The sequence below is a fragment of the Bacillus cereus group sp. MYBK216-1 genome (genome assembly GCF_051916495.1).
Classification (GTDB): Bacteria; Bacillota; Bacilli; order Bacillales; family Bacillaceae_G; genus Bacillus_A; species Bacillus_A thuringiensis_K.
This window is the reverse complement of record NZ_JBQAGT010000001.1, coordinates 243776-263177: the sequence shown is the minus strand read 5'-3', so window position 1 is coordinate 263177 and position 19402 is coordinate 243776. Positions and strand designations below refer to the sequence as shown.

Below are 19402 nucleotides of genomic sequence, written 5' to 3'. Positions count from 1 at the left end.
GTTGTTAACCACTAAAATAAATAGATGGTTAATAAATATCTTTCTATATTCCCAAGTGCTTGAAAGGTGGTGATTATTACCGTTGTAGTAGGTAATTATGTTCAGTGTAATAAAAAGAACGTTTTAGTGAAAAATGCGAACATAAAAAGCTGTCTATCAAGATTACTCTATATAAACAGTCCTACATATTATCATTTACTATAAATTTACTTTTTATTAAAAAAATCAAACCTGTTTTGTTTCGGTATATTGTTTGCATTGATAACAATTTAATTTTATTAAACAATGTTAAGGAGGTTCTACAATGGAAATCAGTTTCACTTCAAATACACAAAAAATACCTACTAATTTAAATAAATCACCAAAACTTATTATTGGTAACGTAGGGGCCGAATCTTTAGTTGGTGAGCCTGATAAATTAACTGAAAAGGCTGGATCAATGTGGTCATCATTTTCTTATCGCTTAGCTTGGTTACTTGAAAAGGGTGATATTTTACTAATACCTAGAGAAATCTCTAATGATTTTTTAACTTATATACTATCCATTAAAGGATTACAACTGGATGACATACATGTAATAGTACCTGAAAGTGTACATAAAAAAGATTTATTAACTTATGAGACTTTAAATAGCCCTAAATTAAAAGAAAAACTCTTAGGTCTAATGGGCGGAGCTGATTGGGAAGTTATACCTTATTTTTTTGACAGGTCTGTGGCTCAATTAGTAAAAAACTTACCAGTTAAAATTAAATCTCATACTTTGGATTATTTTCGACAAGGTGGATCAGAAGTTTTAAATAGTAAGATTGAATATCGTAGAATTGCGGGAGCATATAATATTCCTGTGCCAGAGGGAATAAATTGTTATACATCAAAAGAATTGAATCAGGCTATGAGAGAACTTATTGATATAACAGGGTCAATAATTGTAAAACAAGACACGAATGCAAGTGGTCAAGGCAACATTGTCATTACATATGATAAGAGAACTGAATCACCTGGTGCATACAAAACATTATGTATTAATCAAGAATCCGAATTAGAAGAAATATATTCAGGCATTTGGATGCAATTGATAGGTGAATTAAATACTAAATTAGTAGTTGAAGCTTATTACGAAACATTTTCAGTGTTCTATGCTGAACTAGAAGTTAAAGAAGGTGTCCTTAGACCTTATTTGTTGAATTTTGGAGATATGAGAATGGAGCCAGTATGGAATGGATTTGAAATACCAACCGTATCATTAAGACCATACGCTATAGGTGAATTTATTTCTAATTGTACAAAACTTACTGAAGTTGTTATGCAAAGAGGGTATATTGGATTGATAAATATTGACGGTATTTTAACTAGTGATGGAAAAATCATGATTTCCGAGATTAATGGACGTACAGGCGGCTCTACCCATGTACATGTCGTTGCTCATCATTTATACGGAGATAATTATGGAGATAATTACACAATTTTGACTCAAAATAAAGTTAGTATAGGTAACAAAACATTTGGTGAATTGTTGAAAGAACTTGAAGTAAATAGCTTATTAGCTTCAAAGAATAAAGAGGGTGTCGTTCTTTTAAATGATGAAAATCAAAGCAAATCTATCGAATATATGATTATAGGTGAGACAAGAGAAAAAGCTTATGATTTAGAAAAATCTTTCAGGGCATTTTTAAGTGAATTTATTATTTAATATCTATAGAGGAGCGTATTTCAATGAGTACATTCAGCCTTTCAAAATCATCCGTCTTAAAACCGAATATTTCCAAATCATATCCTATTGTAAAGTATGGAAAAGGAGTTTACATATATGATCAAGAGAATAAGAAATATTTAGATGGCTGCTCTGGAGCGATAGTGGCTAATATTGGTCATGGTGTAAAAGAAATTGCAGAAATTGCATACAATCAGCTCTCAAAAATTGCGTTTACATATAGAACACAATTTACTAATTCGCCTTTAGAAGAGCTAGGTAATAAAATTACGCAACTCTCCCCCAATCTCAATCATATCTTTTTTTCTAATAGTGGATCAGAAGCAACTGAAACGGCATTACGTTTAGCTATTCAATATTGGCAAGAACTTGGAAAAGCAAAAAAAAACATAATATTATCAAGAAAGATTAGTTATCATGGAGTAACTTTAGGTGCCCTTTCGATGTCGGGGAGTGATCGTAGAATAAAATTTGAAGATATTCTAACTTATAAACCAGCTATTCCAACACCATACTGTTATAGATGCCCTTTCTCTAAGGATCCTGAAACTTGTAATTTAGAATGTGCAACCGCTATAGAGTCTGTAATTAAAGAAATGGGAAGCGAGAATATTGCTGGGATTATCATGGAACCTGTTGTAGGAGCATCAGGTGGAGCGATTACACCATCTGAGAGCTACTTTAAGATAGTTAAAAAAATATGTGATAAGTACGATATTCTGCTAATATGTGACGAAGTGATGACGGGTTTAGGTCGAACTGGAGAGTGGTTTGGAATCAACAACTGGAATGTTGAGCCAGATATTATTGCTCTTGGTAAAGGGATGAGTGCAGGCTATACCCCAATTTCAGGTGTTTTGTTTAATCAAAAAATTTATGATGCAATACATGCTGGTTCTGGAATAGCAGTATATGGGCACACATACAGTGGAAACCCAGGTTCTGCTGCCATTTCATTAGGGGTATTAAACTATATTGAGTCTAACGATCTTATAACAAATGTTCGTAAAAACGAAGCAATTATAAGAAAAAACCTAAATGAATTAAAGAATAGATTTGAATTTATTGGCGATGTAAGAGGCATAGGTTTACTTTGGGGGGTAGAATTAGTCTCCAATAAAGAAAAACGAAGTCCTTTCCCACGGAATCTTAATATTGCAGATATTATTGTAGATATTGCTTTAGAAAAAGGACTATTAATATATCCTGTTAAAAATATGATTAACTATTCAGAGGGTGATGCTTTCTTAATAGCTCCCCCATTTACTATCACAGAAAATGAATTAGAGGAATTATTTAATATATTGACAGATTCATTATTAAGTTTAGAGCAGCACATATTAAAGGTAGAGAAAAAATAATAGAAATAAATCTGAGCGACATTGAAATTAAATACATTTAAAAATTCCATATTTAACCTACTATTTTATACGTGTTCTAGTTCCATGTGGATTGAGACAAAGATAGTGGTAAATCTAATACACAAAAAAATTAACTCTCTAAATAGGAGGAATTAGATTATGAACTTTCAAGTTGATTCTTTAGGAAAATATGAATATGTAGTTCAAGAAAAGGACTTAGCAAACAACTGGGAAAATGACGTAGAAGTATTAGCAACCCCCGTTTTACTCTGGTTAGCAGAAGTATCTTGTATGGATGCTATTAAAAACCAAATTGAAGAAAATTATATGTCTTTAGGGCTAGGTCATTATGAAATGAAGCATTTGGCCCCATCTCTTTATAATGAGAAAGTAACAATTCATTCAAAATTAATTAAAGTTGATAAAAATAAATTGCTTTTTGAAGTTGAGGCATTCGATGAAAGTAATAAAATATTAAGTGGTTTTCATGAAAGAGCTGTAGTAAAAAAAGAAAAATTCTCAAAAAAATTAGAAGAAAAAAGAGAGGCAATCAAAGTCAATGGTTAGCGAAAAAATTCCTGTTCCCATCAAGATTTTGCTTACAGCTGTTTTATTTATGAATACAGGAAGTTTTATGATAATGCCTTTTTTAGCAATACATTTAACTAATGATCTCCACTTCTCTTCTTGGGAAGTGGGGACCATTTTAACTACAATTCTTATTTCACAAAGGGGGTTGCCAATATTCACGGGTTTTATAGGTGACCGAGTAAGCCATACAATAAATATTCTTCTAGGAGTTGTAATAAGAGCGGTAGGATTTGGATTATTTGTTTTTGCTAGTGATTTTTGGTCAGTAAGTATCGCCTCATTTTTTATTGGTTTTGGAGGAGCATTATTTGATCCATCTATTACTGCTTTCTTTACTACTCAAAAAGAGGCGCTACGAAAGAAAATATTTACTTATTTTAACCAAATGCTTAATGCAGGCGTAATTGTGGGGCCTTTAGTTGGGGCCTTATTAGTTCAATTTGATCCAGTATATCCATTTACGATTGCAAGTATCGCTATGCTACTTTTAGCATTTGTTCTTTTTGTATATCGTAATAAGTATCCTAAGACGTTTAAAGATACTAAAAAAATATTGGCAAGCTTAAAGGATACAGCTTCAAATAAGTTATTTTTACTATTTATGTGTATTATGCCTTTATTTTGGATTATGTTTGTTCAATTAAATATTTCTTTTCCAGTCAAAGCATACAATTTAACTGACAATAAACAATTAGTAAGTTCTATTTTTATTTTAAATGGTGTTTCCGGATTATTATTAATGTTCTTATTAAGAAAAATATTTATTAGTAAGCATCCCTTGATTATGGTAAAACTAGGCGTTTTGATTATGGGACTCTCAATTGGTGCTATTCCACTAATTTCATCAATTTATTGGATGTTATTTTGTATATTTCTTTATACTCTTGGAGAAACACTTGCCCTTCCAGGTGCTGAAATGACTGTTGCTCAGTTTAGTAACAATAAACCTGCAGGCTTATTTTTCGGTATTTTCCAAGCCTTTTGGGCCTTTGGAGGCACTATTGGTAACTATCTTGGAGCTTGGTTAAATAAATTTAATCACATATCGATCTACTGGTTAATATTTTTAGCGATTGGAATTCTAGCTTCTCTATTGTTCCATATAGTTCATCAAAAGATGGAACAACCTATTTCTTCTTCTAAAAAACATAATATGAGTATTTAAATATAGTTAATCAAAGGAAATCAGTGCTTCAAAACCTTGAAGTACTGTGTTTTTAGAATAACAGATCATTCAGTACCCTTACCACTTTTAGTTTACTATAAAATAAGTATGTATATCAAAATGATTTAATAATCCATACAATAGACATAAGATTCAAATTTTATAAGTAAGTTACCTAAACGATAGACTTTCAATAAAAACTATCTTTTTAAAAATACAGCTCATAATAAGTTATTTTTTCCTTTGTTATAATAAACAAAATTCGTTAATTGCATCAATTCATTCACCAGTTATTCAACAACTGTCTGGTAAAAAAAGAAAAGGTATAATGTCAGCTATATCCTTTGGTTCCCTCAACCTATTATCGGTCGATAAACCTTCAGTATGTTTCTGACTGGCTTTATTTTCAAATATCTCAGTATTCAATTCTATATTAATTACACATTGAATTATTCTCTTTATATATTTTACGTATCTGTTCCCTTTGAACCCTACTATTATAGGGTTCCTTTTTTTATAATCATATATTTATTAATTAACTTATCAATTTCCTGACTTAAATGGAGGACTTTCGTATGACTAAAGCAAAGTTTATTTACCAGTTCTACTAATTCTAATTTTCTATTAGATCATTTAACTTCGCTGTCATAAAGTCGTTAGAAAAATCTTTCAATGCATTCTTCATTACATTTAATTCTTCTTGTGATTTAATTTCAATACTGTTTAAGAAATCAAATACTTTTGATTGTTCCTCCGCAACAAAGTTTTGTGTCATATAATCATCTTGGAAGTCTTTCTTCGCCTTTTCTTTTACTTTATTCATTGCCTCTGTTTTGTTTATGCTTTTCATTGGATTTTCGAATGCTCCAGTAGGTTGTTCCGGTTTTGGCTCTTCTTTCTTTTCCGGCTGCTGCGCTACTTGTTGCTCTTTTTTCGCTAACTCATCTTTTAACTTCTTCACTTGCTCATCAAGAGATTTTTTTTCAGTTTCTAACACACTCATATCACCTTTCAACTTTTGCGTTTCTTCAAAATGTTCATCTACTAATTTATTATATTCTTTCTCAGAGTACATTTTTTCACTGGTTGATGTCGTTTTCTCTTTCGTAACAACTACATTAATAATTACAAATAAGGCTACAATTCCTATTAACGCAGCGAAAATCTTATTTTTATTCATGATTAATCCTCCAAAATGTAAAATTTCAAAAATTATCATAACAGACCAAATCCCTTTCACTTGGCACATTCTGTCGAATTAATACAATAAAAAAAGCATCTAAAACAGATGCTTTTTTTCATTCTTAATACGTAAACGTAATCGTCACTAAAGAATATCCTTCTTTCGCATTGTAAGGCTCCGCTTTATAAGAAACTCGATTTGCCCCTTGCGGATAACCGATTTCCCCAATTGCCTTTTTCACATCTTGCAGTGCACCGTTCATTGATTGCTTATAAAGTACTTCTATCTTTTCTGGCTTTGTACTATAGCGCTGCTGCATTTTATTTTTTAATTCAGTATAGTTATTTGCGATATATTCATTTCCTAAATAATTTAACTTTGTATCTTTTAATATTTGCTGATATGCAGGCGTTTTCGTACTACCTGCCGCAATTTTATTTGTCAGTGTACTATAATAATTTGTTGTAGCTTGCGGGTAGTCTCCGCGGTTCCACTCATGATTTTTTGCGATTTGTTCATCTGATAAATTGAAATACGAATACGTTACGCGGCCCTGCTCATCTGGAACCGGATCATCGAATGTTGTATCAAGATGATACCATTTGTTTTCGATTTTCACTAAATTCCAAGCATGGGGTTGTCCGTCCCCAGTTCCTGTCACGAAATGATTTTCAATTCCTGCTTCTTTTAATAATTGATAGGTTAATAGTGCGTAACCTTGGCAAACTGCAGAACGATTTACAAGTGCTTCATATGCTGTATAAGCTTTATAAGACGTATCATAAGAAACATGTTTTACTACATAATCATGAATCGCCTTCACTTTTTCGTGATCATCCATTCCAACTTGAGTAATAGAAGAAACGATTGCTTTCGCTTGTTTCATGACATATTCCGTCTGTTCTTTCGTTTCACGATATGTAATCTTAAGCGTAAACGTATAATTTCCAGGTGATCCAGAAAGTCCATATGAAACATTCGATCTATTATTATTTGTATACTCATTTTTACTTGCAACTTCTTTATATGCGTTAAAGAGTGTATTCATCACTTCTTCTGTATTATTATTTTTCGTTTTATATGGAAGTGTAATATTCGTTTCATACATATTAATACGCTTTTGTACTTCCTCTTTAAACCCTGTTAATAATGCCGCATCTCCTGTATCTTTCACATTAGCATTTTTATATTTTAAAGTTTTATATAAAAATTGCGCATACTGTTCACGTGTTACTGTACCATACGGTTCAAAATTTCCGTCTCCTGTGCCATCTGCGATTCCATTTGACTGCACTGCACTAATTGCGTTTTCTGCCCAAAACGGATTTGGAACATCTTTAAAGGTATGTTTTTGTTTTGCCGCAAGATGGAAAGCATTTGTAAGAATTTGTGCCATTTCCGCACGACTCACAGAAGCTTTCGGTCTAAATTGGCCATTTTCATCACCTTTAAAAACTCCTAAATTTGTTAAAGTTAATACCTCTTCTGGGAACATTGTAGAACTTTGATTAATATCACCGTAAGGATTTTTAAACGTAGACCCATCCTTTAATACGAAACGAGTTCCATCATTACTAAACGAACCGCCTTGTTTATTCGGTACTAACACTCGATAAATTAAAGCCGCAACTTGCTCCCTTGTCGCAACATCTCCAAAACCAAATATCCCATTTCCATAACCGGAAATAATATTCTTACTCGCTAAATCTTTAATTGCAGGATATGACCAATGTGATGTCGGCACATCAGAAAAAACACCCACTTCAGCAGCTTTCACATCACTGCCATTTGTATATAACAACGCACCACCAATAAGTGATAATGATGTAATTGATTTTAATAATTTTGTATACATAATGTCTTCTCCCAATACGTTCTCTATTTTTGTTGGTTTATGTCGAAAAATCTAAAAATATGACAAAATATATTATACAATTAAAAGTTTTTGAGGGATATATTGAATTTTAAAATATGCAAAAATTCATATTAATATATTTTTCCGTATTAATATTATGTTGTTTCGCTTGTGAATATATATAAGTAGTCAAGTCAACACAAATAATAAAAAGACAGCTATCCATAGATAACTGTCTTTTTATTGAATCCAATTTAATTATTTTGAAAATCTAGCATACCCCAAGAAGTGCTTTTGAGTGTATGAACTATTTATCTTACTTTTAATTACACCTGTTGTTTCGTCAGCAGCATGAATATATTCACCATTCCCTAAATATATTCCTAAATGAGAAGGACCCGCTTTATATGTATTCTGTAAGAATACTAAATCTCCTGGTTGAGGATCACTTATTTTTGTAACCATTCCCCAATATCCAGCTACGCTTGTTCTTCCAATATTGTATCCATTATTTTTAAATACATAATAAATAAAACCGCTACAATCAAATGAATTAGGTCCACTATTTCCAAATACATATGGTTTTCCTAATTGTTTTAAAGCAAGATCAACCACTCCAGAATTACCAGAATCTGTTTGGTTAAGATTTATCCACTTGTCGCCTTCCCATGTTTTAATCTTCAACCATCCACTAGTTGTCCCATCTATTATTCTAAAATTCTGCGGACTATATAATGCTCCAGCGTTTGCTTTTGCTGAACTAAATGAAGGTTCATTATATGCATAGAATGATTTATTTATAAATCTTTCTTCTCCATCTGGATTCAGCCATTTCTCGCCTTCCCATGTTTTAACCTTTAACCATCCATTAGGTGTCCCATCCACAACTCTAAAATTCTGCGGATTATATAATGCTCCAGCATTTGCTTTTGCTGCATTAAATGAAGCTTCGTTATACGCATAGAATGATTTGTTTATGAATCTTTCTTCTCCATCTGGATTGATCCACTTATAACCTTCATAAGTACTTACTTTCATCCAGCCATTTTCTTTTTTTTCTACTACTCCCCAATTTTGTGGGTTAAATGGTGCTCCATAATTTGCTTTCTTTGCATTAAATGAAGGCTCATTATATGCATAAATCGTTTTGTTGACGGTAATTTGTTCAGCCGCAGGATTCATCCACTTATCGCCTTCCCACGTCTTAAATTTAAGCCAACCATCTGTTGTTCCATCTACTATTCTAAATGTTTGTCGTCCGTACTTCGCTCCAGCATTCGCAACCTTTGATGAGAGAGAAGGTTCATCATATGCATAGAAATCTCCCATGACACGTTCTTCCCCATTTAAGTTAATCCAAACTGGACCTTCCCATGTTTCAATCTTCCACCAGCCATTATCTCTTTTTTCCACTACTCCTACATTTTGAGCACCATACTCTGACCCACCATTTGTTTTAGCTGAATTAAAAGATGGCTCCTTATACCCATAGAATGATTCATTCACATATTCTGAACTACTAGCAGCGTGAGTTACTATACTAAATGTAGAAATAGATAGAATGAGAATCAATAGCAATGATACGCCTTTTTTAAACATATAAACTTTTCACCTCTTCCTTTTTTTAACAATATATTACCATAAGTACATTAACATAAATTTCTTTATTTATCTATAATTTACCATATTAATCGACAAATAATTTAGATTATTATATTTCTTTTAAACCCTCTCCATTCAAGGCATGATTGGGTTAAATGTAATATGAAATACAAGATATGCAATATTGCATATCTTGTATTTTGTATATTAAATTATCAATTTATTCCTTTCTTATACATCAGTATCTAATTTTTGCTAGTTGCTCTTCTTTTTAAAATAACTATTTTGTTCAATTTTTTGATACATTTACGAAACATTTCTCTGTTATCTTCATTAAGTTCTTTTCTTTTTATAATGTCGTGCGAGATATACCAACACAGGAAGCCCTAGCCCCCTAATCCTAGAGCTTCTTTTTTAATAAGGATTTTATGTATTTTATTATTCCCACCAACTTTCTAAATTTTATATTCAATATATAATTATACTAAATTTATAATATATTAATGGAACGTCACGTGTTTCAAATACAACATTTTTTGATGACCTTTAATACATAAAATGTTGTTATCAAGTCGGAGTAAAACACCTTTGGGTGTCTTTTCTTTTGTACATTATATTCATTAGGGCTCATTTATTTTTTACAAAACCCACCCTTTTGCTTCCGACGACGATGAGGAGTGGTTTTTTTGTTATCTTTTTCTAAAATTTGTTTCCTAAAAACATACGCAGAAACTCTACGTACAATGGTTTTCACAAATTCTTTTAGAAGTTCAAACAAAACTCCATTAGAGATAGTTTTATTAAATTTTTCACTACTAGCCACAAAAATATCTTATAATCTTTATATAATAAATTAATGTATTAGGGGTAGATAAAATGCCAGTTACACTCGAACTTATTCTTTTCATTCTTATAGCAATTAGTGCTGTTGGCTATTTAATAAAAGAATTTCAAAAAACTAGGAAACGAACACTTGGAATTTCACTAGAATTTTTAGTTCTTTTCTGGTCAATATGGAGAATATCAACTCTCATAATCTAATTTATAAAACATGAATTCCTTCGAATGAAGTGAAACTTTAATCAGTGGGAGTTTTATTCATCCCCCACTGATTATTAGTTAAACCAATCGGGATTTTACGGGATAAATTTACCAGTATTTTTACCACAACATTCATGTTAAAATCCCTTGTGAGTACGACATAACTCGACCTTATGAAGCTCCGCAGCTTTTATCGCGGAGCTTTTTTTATTTAAAATAACTTTTTTGTTCATTTTTTTGATACATTTACGAAACATTCATATGTTACGTTATATAAGTCCTTTTTTAAATCATATTCATTCTAGCAAAAAGTCCTAGTCCCCCTAGGACTTTTTGCATTCAAATAATGAGTTGTCTTTTTTCTCAATAACCGAAACTATTTAAGGTGGTAAAATAATAATTGGACTGGCATCCAATACCATATTACAATGGAGCAAATCTCAAGAAGGCACCTTAGGGTGTCTTTTTTATAGAGAATCAGTTTAAAAACTAAAAATAAAGGAACCTCAATAAATGAGGTTCAAAAAATCTACTATTTTAAATTACCTTCGTAAAAAGCAACTCCATTTTGAACATGTTTTAAATACCACGTAATCGTCCCGCCACAAACATTTTCATTAAAACTATTAGCATATACTCCATTTGAGTAATAAAGAGTTCTTTTGAATTTCCCATTAGAATACTCATAAGGAATTGAGCATGTTGCTTGCTTCGGAGAGCTCACAGCTTTTTGTGTATCAGCTGAAGCTGCACCAATTCCTCCTGTTAATGCAATACCTGTTGCTAACGCTCCTACTACTAATTTCTTGAACATAATAAATCCCCCTTTAATAGTTTTTATTGATTACAACTTAAATGTATCACTTTTGTAATTTATGTAAATATCTTGAATATGTAGAAATATTTATTTAATTATTGGTAATATTAGGATTTTATTTTATCAAATGGAAAATAGAGGGATTATTAGATGAGCATGTGAAAATACAGATAGGTTTATATTAAATGAACGTGGTCCAAGTCGGCGAAAGGCACCTTTTGGTTTCTTTTTTTACATAAAAAAATCTCACCATCTTATAGAAACGATAAGCCCTTTAAAACAATAATTGCAACTATATTAATTTTACATTACATTAAGGTTAGAGAATGTTCTTATATTAATAAAGTGCTAAATAGTAGGTGGCAAAATGGAATTTAACGATTTGGGTATTACCATTAAAGAACTTAGAATTAAAAAAAATATATCACAATCCGAATTATGTCATGGAATATGTTCACAAAGTCAAATTAGTAAGATTGAAAAAGGTATGATTTATCCATCTAGTATATTGTTATATCAATTATCAGAAAGACTTGGTATTGATCCAAATAACATATTTGCACTAACTCAAAACAAAAGATTAAAATATGTAGAAAATGTAAAATATGTAATAAAAGATTGCTTAAAACAAAAACAATATAAAGAACTTTATGAAATAGTAAAAAAAGAGAAAAACTTAAATAATTTTCAAACAAAAGATGAGAAACAATTTCTAATATGGCATGAAGCAATTGCTATATTTGTGGTGGATAAATCAATAAAAACTGCTTTAGATTTTTTAAATAATGCATTAAAACTGACTTTAACTAATTCTGATTTTTTATCAGAAAGAGAAATAGATATTATGCAAACAATGGCTATATTTTATGCGGAAAATAAAGAATATGAAAAAAGTATTAATATATTCAAAAAATGTTTAACTAATTTTAATAAGCTAGATTTTCCTAGAGATAAAGAAATTAAATTAAAACTCATGTTAAATTTAGCAAAATGTTTCGACTTCACATATCAACATGAAGAGGCAATAAAGTACATTGATAAAGGTATCAAATTAGCAATTAATCTAAATACTTTATACCTACTAGGTGAACTATTCTATTTAAAAGGTCAGTGTTTATTAAAAATTAAACAACATAATGTAGAAGAGGTTATTTATAACTGGAAAAAAGCATTATTTATATTTGAACTAACAGAAAAAGAATATTATACAAAAGTGATACCAGATGAACTTATTGAAATACAAAATAAAAAACACTCATAATTTCGTAAAAACTACTTACAAAACCCACAGAAAAAATCCCTATAGCTTTTAAACTTAGATCGATAATATTAAAATAATTTAAGCCGGCGGAAGGCACCTTTTGGTGTCTTTTCTTTATTTTTACAAGGACCTGCTCAATTAATTCTTAAAAACATAATAGGGAATATTGTTTTATTTATCTCATTTTCATTCATGCTATATATAAAATTCGCTAATAAATCCACCTCAAACATACTTATATGCATAGGAGTATGTTTGAGGTGGAACTCCTTCAAATACTAATTCCTTTTATAAGCCGTTTTTTTGATGTAGATGACATTATTCTCAATACAATAGAATGAATTATGGGAACATATTTAGCAATATATATCAAAAAACAATATTAAGACCCTCCCTCCACCTTAAGGTAGAAGGTATCTTCTAATTTCTATTTCAAACTACTCGCAATCTCGGTAAAGATAACCCAAAGCGCATACGCACTTGCATCTAGATATCCTTAACTTCTTTCACCAACTACCGCTCCTCTGCCGAACGATCTTTCACCGATAGATTGTATGCCGTGAAGTGCTATTTGTAACATTTCAATTCAGATATACGACAGTAAAGAATACATCATCACGGTGTCAGCAAGCAAAAGTGTATTCTGCATTTCTGAAAACAGTAGATGGCAGATTATGACCTACTGAATCTGCTAAGAAAGAATATACAAGAACATCCTTAACATCCTCTCTATTTCCACTAATGATGACATCAAGGAAATCTTCTATTTGGAATTCTGGAGTAAACAACACAATCTTAGTTGTTCTGTTTGGTTCTAAAGAAACAAAAGTACGAGAGATTTCAACTAATTCATTTTGAGTTGGGAAAAAAGTGTTTCGGCTTCTCTTAACAGTTACCGTTACATTACTAGTATGGCAACGTGAATCATTGTTTAACATAATGTTGAGAGCAGTTGGAATAATCCCATTTCCAGAAACTAGAACTCGAAACACTCCCGTAGATTTATAAGCCATATAATCACATTCTTTCAAAATAAAATATATTTACAATATATTAGATGCAAAAAACGTTCATTTTGATATGGACAAATTATATGATTAATATATTTATAATAACCCTCGGTATTACTAAGCCAAAGTTTTAAAAGATTAACAAATAATTACCTCTGCAAATTTAGAAACCCTTTGCATTTTTATAATCAGATAAACTAAATCGTTACCGCATTAACAAAGGGACTCCAATTATGGAGTCCCTTTGTTAATTAGCAATTAAAAATGATCAGCATGTGAGTATTGTATAATTTCTTCCTTTTTTAGAGCATGTTGTGTATCACCTGTATTGTTACTAAATGATAATGTTATCACTAATCCTAACGCCGCTAATATAAGCTTCTTCATTATTTTAACGCCCCTTTTCTTAGTAATTTTTGTTTCGCTTCGTAACATACATTGAAATAATCACTAACTTTTTCATGCTTATTCAATTTGCGGAAGCGAACCGCTAATACTTCTGCATATTCTTCTACGAAATCCCATAAATCCTGCTTTTCGAAGTAAGAAATACTTTTTTCCACTTCTTCTTCTAAGAGTTCAATTGCTTCATCTTCATTAAGAGAACGTAAAATATTGAAATGATATACATACTCTTCATTTCCTAATTCTATACAAACTGCTAATCCTTTTTCAATAAGTTCTTTTGCAATATTTATTTCTCTTAGCTTATAGTGTTCACGTGCTTGTAAGAACAATGCTTTAAAATGGGCAGGATTCTTCTCTGTCACTTCTGATAAATGACGAATCGCTAATGTAGATAAGTTTTGAGTTGCGTATAATAATCCTAAATTATGCCTTACTACTAAAATCAATTTTTCCACATTATGTTTTTGCAAAAGATCAATGGAACGATTCAAATGTTCTTCCGCTTTTTCAAATTGCTTTAAGAATATACAAGCTGTCCCTAGTGTGTTTTCACAAGAAGCGACTTTCACCTCGTATCCAGCATGTCTTTCAAAGATTTCTTTCGCTTTATTTGCGTATTCAATAGATATTAGCATACTAGACATATGATGATTTAACACCGCATATTTTTGATAAAACTCTGCATGCTCTAATTCGTCAGAAATATGTTCTAATAGGCTCTCAGCTTCTTCATATTGTCTTCGGGCTTCATTATAGTTACTAAACATTAAAGCATGTTCTGCTTTAAAAGAATGATAATAATAAGCTGTGAGTGTATCTGTCGATTCATCGAATGTATCAATTGCTTCAAAACTATCTTTTCGAATACTTACTCGATCAGTTAGCATTCTATATTTTAGGTCTAGTAAAGAATAATATAATAATAAATTTTGATTTTGATTTTCTTTTTCTTCTGCATGTTTAATCTGTTCAATTTTTTCATCTATTTCTTTAATTCAGTTGCTTTTATAATTTGCTGCGACAACATCATTTGATAAAAATCATTAAGTTGTTGCATAACTGCTTCATGCATTAAAATATTTGTGCTCATATCACTACGTCCTCCTCAACCACTTCTATTTACCTAAATATTACCATAATTCCGCAAATTATATAACAATTCACCCCGCAATTATAAATTGATAAAAAAATAACAGAATATTCTAAATTAAAAAGAGGACTGGCTGACACATGGTTACTGTATAAAAAATAAAAAACTTATGATATTTGATCTTATTTATGGTTCTGTTACAAAGTTTTCTAAGTTAATATAAACTCTAGAAAAAATGAATACAGATCACCAAAAATGAGTTATCTTTAATCCGAACAATAATTATAATAGTTGTAAAAATTCTCATTATTGTTAATAATAAAATATTTTGATATTCCATTTTTCCTAAAAGTGTACTATACTGTAAATTGCTGAGGGGGAATTTTTAGTATTTTATGGTAACCATTCAATTTGTTAGGTTGTTATTAGTATTATGGTAACGAAAACCTTATATTTCCCCTTGAAGATAAAGCATTAGCAGCAATCACATCGAAATATCATAATAATAATTATGTTCTTAACATATATCAAGGAGTTTTAATTCAGAAAATTCTAATCATTAACTGATATAAAGTGCTAAATAAAATATTTAGACAATTGAAGTCCAACAATGATTAGAAGATATATATATTAGAAAAGGAATTTTGGGAGATCTTATCCTATATAACTAATACATATAGCGTTGTATCTTTAAATCAATAAATTTTTCGATAAGCTAGTTAATAGATTATTGAATTTAATCTTTTGATAGAGTTAAAAAAATCAACTTTATATTCTAATTTAGAAATTACTAGGTGGTGTCGGTAGTGTTTGAGTATCTTTTAGTTAAAGCCTTATTTACTATTTTCTTAATTAGCCTAATCGTGTTAATCAGTGTAATATGGACTAAAATAGAAAAAATTATGGACGAGACTGTATTTAAAAACGTTTCTGAAAAAACCAGATATGTAGGAACTATGATAATTGTTATGGTGGGAGAATTTGTTCTCATAGTCATTACTTCATTAAATTGGAAAGCTTCAATTATTGACACACTCTTTTTTGGTAGTATTATTTTGTTCTGCTGTATATGGCTAATACCTTATTTTGTTAATCAACAACAAAACGTCGCTAAAGTTATGGATAAGCATTTTAGTGGAGGGGTAGATTTAGGTGAAATTCAAGTTCATCGTGCGAAACTTTCTGCATTTAATTTAGGAAGTATTGTATTTTCTATAGTGGGAATCATTATACCTATTTGTTATTATTTTAAATACTTTTTATAACGCTTTATTGGTACTGTTGCAAATTTTTTTAAGATATAGTAATAGGTGAGATTACAGATATTTATGTAGAAACAACTTAGATGTATAAGACAATCCATTTGAGCGAAAACAGTAAAATACCCTACAAGTAAAAAATGATACTCATTTCCAAAATCTTAAACTTGGCTGCCGCTATTTCTTCCTGAGCTGATACATTAGTACGTTTAGCATCGTGAATCTCCCTGACCATCTTCATAAGATTATCATCCCTTAGCTCTAACTTCTTTTCTATCTTTTTTCCCGTTCCTTCATATCTTCCATTATTAATTTATTCCTTTTGAAGTACTTTTTATCAATTGAGAAATTTTCCAAAACACAATTAAACAACCTAAACTCCCTATTTATAGGAACTCACGTTGCTTCTTTTAAAACTATTATCTTAGTATTTATAAACATACATATCTTTACAGAGAAAACATCTAACGAAACTATATATCAATCAATTATATAAAAACCCCTCCACCTTAAGGCAGAGGGGATTTTCTCATTCCTATTTCAAACTACCCGCAATCTCCATAAAGATAACTCCAAGTGCATGTGCACCTGCATCTGGATAGCCTAAGCTTCTTTCACCAACTGTACCGGCGCGGCCCATGCGAGCTACGATTTCTTTCGTATACTCCGCTCCTTTAACTGCTGCTTCTGCTCCTTTTTCAAAAGCAGTTTTCATGTCTTCTTCGTTTGAAGCGCTATTTAACCAAGAGTCTACACATGGAGCAAGCGCGTCAACAAGTGTTTTGTCACCAACTACCGCTCCTCTACCAAATGATCTTTCTCCGATAGATTGTATACCTTGAAGTGCTGCTTGCAACATTTCAGCGAATTCTTTCACTGTTAGCTCACGTTTTTCTCCTGCTGCTTTGCTAGCTGCGCGGAATGCACCACCCCAAATTGGACCAGATGCGCCGCCGCAATGTTCCATAATAATCATTGAACAACCGTCAAGGAATGACCCAATCGTTACGTTCTCTTGATCTACAATAGAATGCCACTCACGTTTTAATTGCTTAAATCCTTTTGCCACACTCATTCCGAAGTCGCCGTCACCTGCGTGTGTATCTAACTCACAGAACGGTACTTCGTTTTTAATAATAACGTCGCTCATTTTATCAACGAGATAAATCATGTTGTTTAATGTAATAACATTATCCTTAATAACAGCGTGCTCTTCCGCCGTTTCTATTTCAAAGGAAACTTCCTTCTCTTCTGTCTCTTCAAGCACATTCACGTACTCTACACTTTCAACTGGCCCATCTACTTTAAACGCTGGTGTATTACACTCTTTTGATAGTAATGTTTTTAACTCATCATCTAACTTCATCACTGTTAAAGACATGCCAGCCATATCGATACTTGTCATATAGTTACCGACGAATACTCTATTGATTTTAATATTTCTAGCAGCTAATTCTCTCGTCACTGCGTTGTTAAATAAGTAAAGTTCTTGCAGTGGTGTTCCGCCAAAACCGTTAACTAGAAGTGCGATTTCCTCGCCATCTTTTACTCCTAAATCTTTTACAAGATCATTTGTCATACGGTTAGCTAGTTCATCTGCTGACAGCATTTTTTCACGCTTAATTCCTGGTTCGCCGTGAATACCTACGCCGTATTCCATTTCATCTTCCGCAAGTGTGAAAGTAGGTGATCCGCTCGCTGGAACTGTACAAGAAGTTAACGCTAAACCGATTGTGCGCACGTTAGCCGCTGCTTTTTCCGCTACAGCTTTCACCGCTCCTAAATCCATACCTTCTTCCGCTGCTGCGCCGGCAATTTTATGAACTAAAATAACTCCCGCAACGCCGCGGCGTCCTACTGTATATAGGCTATCTTCTACCGCAATATCATCATCCACTTTTACGTAGTCGACTTCAATTCCATCTTCCGTCGCTAAATGAGCTCCGTTTTTGAAATTCATAATATCGCCGCTGTAATTTTTAATAATTAATAACGTTCCTTTTTTACTAGCTGTCTCTTTAATCGCTTGATACACCTGAATTTGTGAAGGTGACGCAAACACATCTCCGCACACCGCCGCATCTAACATTCCTTTTCCGACTAATCCTGCATGTGCCGGCTCATGGCCACTACCGCCGCCACTAATTAACGTTACTTTGTTTTCGTTCATTTCTTTCTTCTTAATAACTTTATATTTTTTCAAAAGTTCAAGCTCTGGGTGAGCCATAACCATTCCGTTACACATTTCCATTACTAATGTTTCTGGTTTGTTTATAATCTTTTTCATTGTGATTATCCCTCAATTCCTTTAATATATTGTGATATATTTGAAATCTTCTTCTTACTACTCATGTTAAAATGAAAGCGTTTTATAGTAAACGGACAAAATGGACAATCTGTCTAAAGACACCGCTCTCATTTATAGATAGGATTTTTATATTACTAACATTCTAGGGATGATTCAGATGACCTCTTCTATAATTTCTAAAAAAATAATCGCGAACTCATTGAAATATTTAATGGAAACAGAGTCGTTTCATAAAATATCAGTGAGCGATATTATGTTACACTGTCAAATGCGTAGGCAAACTTTTTATTATCATTTTAAAGATAAATTTGAACTATTAAGCTGGATTTATAGAGAAGAAACGAAAGAAAACATTATCGACTTTCTCGATTATGAAACATGGGAAAACATTTTCGATTTATTATTTGATTACTTTTACGAAAATCAAAAATTTTACCGAAATGCTTTTAAAGTCATTGAACAAAACTCGTTTAATCACTATTTATTTGAGCATACGAAAAACTTATATATGAAGATTATTGATGAATTATCTGTGAGCTGTGGATTCAGCCTTTCTGATGAGACAAAAAATACGATTGCCTCCTTTTATAGTCACGGCTTCGTCGGAACGATAAAAGATTGGATTGAAAGCAAATGCGAAGTAGATCCTTCCATTATGTCTTCTCTCATGAAAAATATGATAAACAATCAATTACTACTATTACTGGAGCAATCAGCAAAGTAATTAAAGGGTGGCAAAA

The 19402-nt window shown here is 31.6% G+C and carries 16 protein-coding genes and 3 pseudogenes; 7 read left to right on the top strand and 12 right to left on the bottom strand.

Translation table 11 applies throughout. From position 1 onward, the window contains the following. The first annotated feature begins 304 nt into the window (after positions 1-304). From ACTFRH_RS01465 to ACTFRH_RS01450, 4 genes are all read left to right on the top strand, one after another. Positions 305-1690 carry a hypothetical protein gene (locus ACTFRH_RS01465; RefSeq protein ID WP_000406132.1) on the top strand — a complete coding sequence of 462 codons (1386 nt, stop codon included), beginning with the start codon at positions 305-307 and terminating at the stop codon, positions 1688-1690. Between the two features lie 23 nt (positions 1691-1713). After that, complete coding sequence (locus tag ACTFRH_RS01460) at positions 1714-3072, top strand: aspartate aminotransferase family protein (RefSeq protein WP_000102998.1); 1359 nt, start codon at positions 1714-1716, stop codon at positions 3070-3072. A gap of 159 nt (positions 3073-3231) precedes the next feature. Next, complete coding sequence (locus ACTFRH_RS01455; protein ID WP_001011131.1) at positions 3232-3639, top strand: thioesterase family protein; 408 nt, start codon at positions 3232-3234, stop codon at positions 3637-3639. After that, positions 3632-4828 carry an MDR family MFS transporter gene (locus ACTFRH_RS01450; RefSeq protein WP_000253211.1) on the top strand — a complete coding sequence of 399 codons (1197 nt, stop codon included), beginning with the start codon at positions 3632-3634 and terminating at the stop codon, positions 4826-4828. Before ACTFRH_RS01455 ends, ACTFRH_RS01450 begins: the two co-directional genes overlap by 8 nt. A 497-nt stretch (positions 4829-5325) precedes the next feature. Here ACTFRH_RS01450 and ACTFRH_RS01445 read toward each other — a convergent pair whose 3' ends face one another. The 6 genes from ACTFRH_RS01445 to ACTFRH_RS01420 all read right to left on the bottom strand — a co-directional run bounded on the left by ACTFRH_RS01445 (position 5326) and on the right by ACTFRH_RS01420 (position 11323). Then, positions 5326-5430 carry an aspartyl-phosphate phosphatase Spo0E family protein gene (locus ACTFRH_RS01445; RefSeq protein WP_074594354.1) on the bottom strand — a complete coding sequence of 35 codons (105 nt, stop codon included), beginning with the start codon at positions 5428-5430 and terminating at the stop codon, positions 5326-5328. An 11-nt stretch (positions 5431-5441) separates the two neighbouring features. Then, positions 5442-6008, bottom strand: coding sequence for a hypothetical protein (locus ACTFRH_RS01440; protein WP_001038911.1), 567 nt, complete (start codon positions 6006-6008; stop codon positions 5442-5444). 124 nt (positions 6009-6132) lie between these two features. Continuing rightward, positions 6133-7866, bottom strand: coding sequence for an S-layer homology domain-containing protein (locus ACTFRH_RS01435; RefSeq protein ID WP_000288173.1), 1734 nt, complete (start codon positions 7864-7866; stop codon positions 6133-6135). A gap of 258 nt (positions 7867-8124) precedes the next feature. Continuing rightward, positions 8125-9465, bottom strand: coding sequence for a C40 family peptidase (locus ACTFRH_RS01430; protein ID WP_000473136.1), 1341 nt, complete (start codon positions 9463-9465; stop codon positions 8125-8127). Between the two features lie 634 nt (positions 9466-10099). Next, a complete protein-coding gene (locus ACTFRH_RS01425) occupies positions 10100-10291 on the bottom strand; it encodes a hypothetical protein (RefSeq protein ID WP_000168408.1) in 192 nt (63 codons plus the stop codon). A gap of 750 nt (positions 10292-11041) precedes the next feature. Continuing rightward, positions 11042-11323: an LCI fold-containing protein gene (locus ACTFRH_RS01420; protein WP_000473814.1), complete on the bottom strand. Its 282-nt coding sequence runs from the start codon at positions 11321-11323 to the stop codon at positions 11042-11044. Positions 11324-11693: 370 nt separating this feature from the next. Here ACTFRH_RS01420 and ACTFRH_RS01415 point away from each other — a divergent pair, with 370 nt between their 5' ends. After that, positions 11694-12587, top strand: a complete 894-nt coding sequence (locus ACTFRH_RS01415) for a helix-turn-helix domain-containing protein (RefSeq protein ID WP_000395465.1) — start codon at positions 11694-11696, stop codon at positions 12585-12587. Positions 12588-13086: 499 nt separating this feature from the next. On the opposite strand, the pseudogene ACTFRH_RS01410 reads toward ACTFRH_RS01415, so the two are convergent. The 4 genes and pseudogenes from ACTFRH_RS01410 to ACTFRH_RS01395 form a co-directional block, all read right to left on the bottom strand. Then, a pseudogene (locus tag ACTFRH_RS01410) lies at positions 13087-13170 on the bottom strand (dihydroxyacetone kinase, ATP-dependent); the annotation flags it as partial. Positions 13171-13210: 40 nt separating this feature from the next. Then, positions 13211-13600 (bottom strand): hypothetical protein, encoded by a 390-nt coding sequence (locus ACTFRH_RS01405; RefSeq protein ID WP_440048798.1) that lies wholly within the window; start codon positions 13598-13600, stop codon positions 13211-13213. A gap of 255 nt (positions 13601-13855) precedes the next feature. Continuing rightward, positions 13856-13984, bottom strand: coding sequence for a hypothetical protein (locus ACTFRH_RS01400; protein WP_000733501.1), 129 nt, complete (start codon positions 13982-13984; stop codon positions 13856-13858). Beyond that, positions 13984-15095, bottom strand: a pseudogene (locus ACTFRH_RS01395) (tetratricopeptide repeat protein). The gene ACTFRH_RS01400 and the pseudogene ACTFRH_RS01395 overlap by 1 nt, the downstream one beginning before the upstream one ends. 806 nt (positions 15096-15901) lie before the next feature. On the opposite strand from ACTFRH_RS01395, the gene ACTFRH_RS01390 reads away from it, so the two are divergent. Next, a complete protein-coding gene (locus tag ACTFRH_RS01390) occupies positions 15902-16360 on the top strand; it encodes a hypothetical protein (protein ID WP_000464476.1) in 459 nt (152 codons plus the stop codon). Positions 16361-16481: 121 nt separating this feature from the next. On the opposite strand, the pseudogene ACTFRH_RS01385 reads toward ACTFRH_RS01390, so the two are convergent. Both ACTFRH_RS01385 and dhaK read right to left on the bottom strand, forming a co-directional pair. Continuing rightward, positions 16482-16678: pseudogene (locus ACTFRH_RS01385) on the bottom strand (DUF3967 domain-containing protein); the annotation flags it as partial. 211 nt (positions 16679-16889) lie between these two features. Next, on the bottom strand, positions 16890-18641 hold the full coding sequence (gene dhaK / locus ACTFRH_RS01380; RefSeq protein WP_000720764.1) for a dihydroxyacetone kinase subunit DhaK: 1752 nt from the start codon (positions 18639-18641) through the stop codon (positions 16890-16892). Between the two features lie 178 nt (positions 18642-18819). Here dhaK and dhaS point away from each other — a divergent pair, with 178 nt between their 5' ends. Further along, entirely contained in the window at positions 18820-19386 is a 567-nt protein-coding gene (gene dhaS / locus ACTFRH_RS01375; protein ID WP_000204220.1) for a dihydroxyacetone kinase transcriptional activator DhaS, read from the top strand. Positions 19387-19402: the final 16 nt, after the last annotated feature.

Bases quoted from the DNA above. Each gene is read 5' to 3' on its own strand.
- ACTFRH_RS01450 (WP_000253211.1), top strand. From the start codon at position 3,632: ATGGTTAGCGAAAAAATTCCTGTTCCCATCAAGATTTTGCTTACAGCT.
- ACTFRH_RS01420 (WP_000473814.1), bottom strand. From the start codon at position 11,323: ATGTTCAAGAAATTAGTAGTAGGAGCGTTAGCAACAGGTATTGCATTA.
- ACTFRH_RS01440 (WP_001038911.1), bottom strand. From the start codon at position 6,008: ATGAATAAAAATAAGATTTTCGCTGCGTTAATAGGAATTGTAGCCTTA.
- dhaS (WP_000204220.1), top strand. From the start codon at position 18,820: ATGACCTCTTCTATAATTTCTAAAAAAATAATCGCGAACTCATTGAAA.
- dhaK (WP_000720764.1), bottom strand. From the start codon at position 18,641: ATGAAAAAGATTATAAACAAACCAGAAACATTAGTAATGGAAATGTGT.
- ACTFRH_RS01465 (WP_000406132.1), top strand. From the start codon at position 305: ATGGAAATCAGTTTCACTTCAAATACACAAAAAATACCTACTAATTTA.
- ACTFRH_RS01435 (WP_000288173.1), bottom strand. From the start codon at position 7,866: ATGTATACAAAATTATTAAAATCAATTACATCATTATCACTTATTGGT.
- ACTFRH_RS01430 (WP_000473136.1), bottom strand. From the start codon at position 9,465: ATGTTTAAAAAAGGCGTATCATTGCTATTGATTCTCATTCTATCTATT.
- ACTFRH_RS01460 (WP_000102998.1), top strand. From the start codon at position 1,714: ATGAGTACATTCAGCCTTTCAAAATCATCCGTCTTAAAACCGAATATT.
- ACTFRH_RS01405 (WP_440048798.1), bottom strand. From the start codon at position 13,600: ATGGCTTATAAATCTACGGGAGTGTTTCGAGTTCTAGTTTCTGGAAAT.
- ACTFRH_RS01400 (WP_000733501.1), bottom strand. From the start codon at position 13,984: ATGAAGAAGCTTATATTAGCGGCGTTAGGATTAGTGATAACATTATCA.
- ACTFRH_RS01455 (WP_001011131.1), top strand. From the start codon at position 3,232: ATGAACTTTCAAGTTGATTCTTTAGGAAAATATGAATATGTAGTTCAA.
- ACTFRH_RS01415 (WP_000395465.1), top strand. From the start codon at position 11,694: ATGGAATTTAACGATTTGGGTATTACCATTAAAGAACTTAGAATTAAA.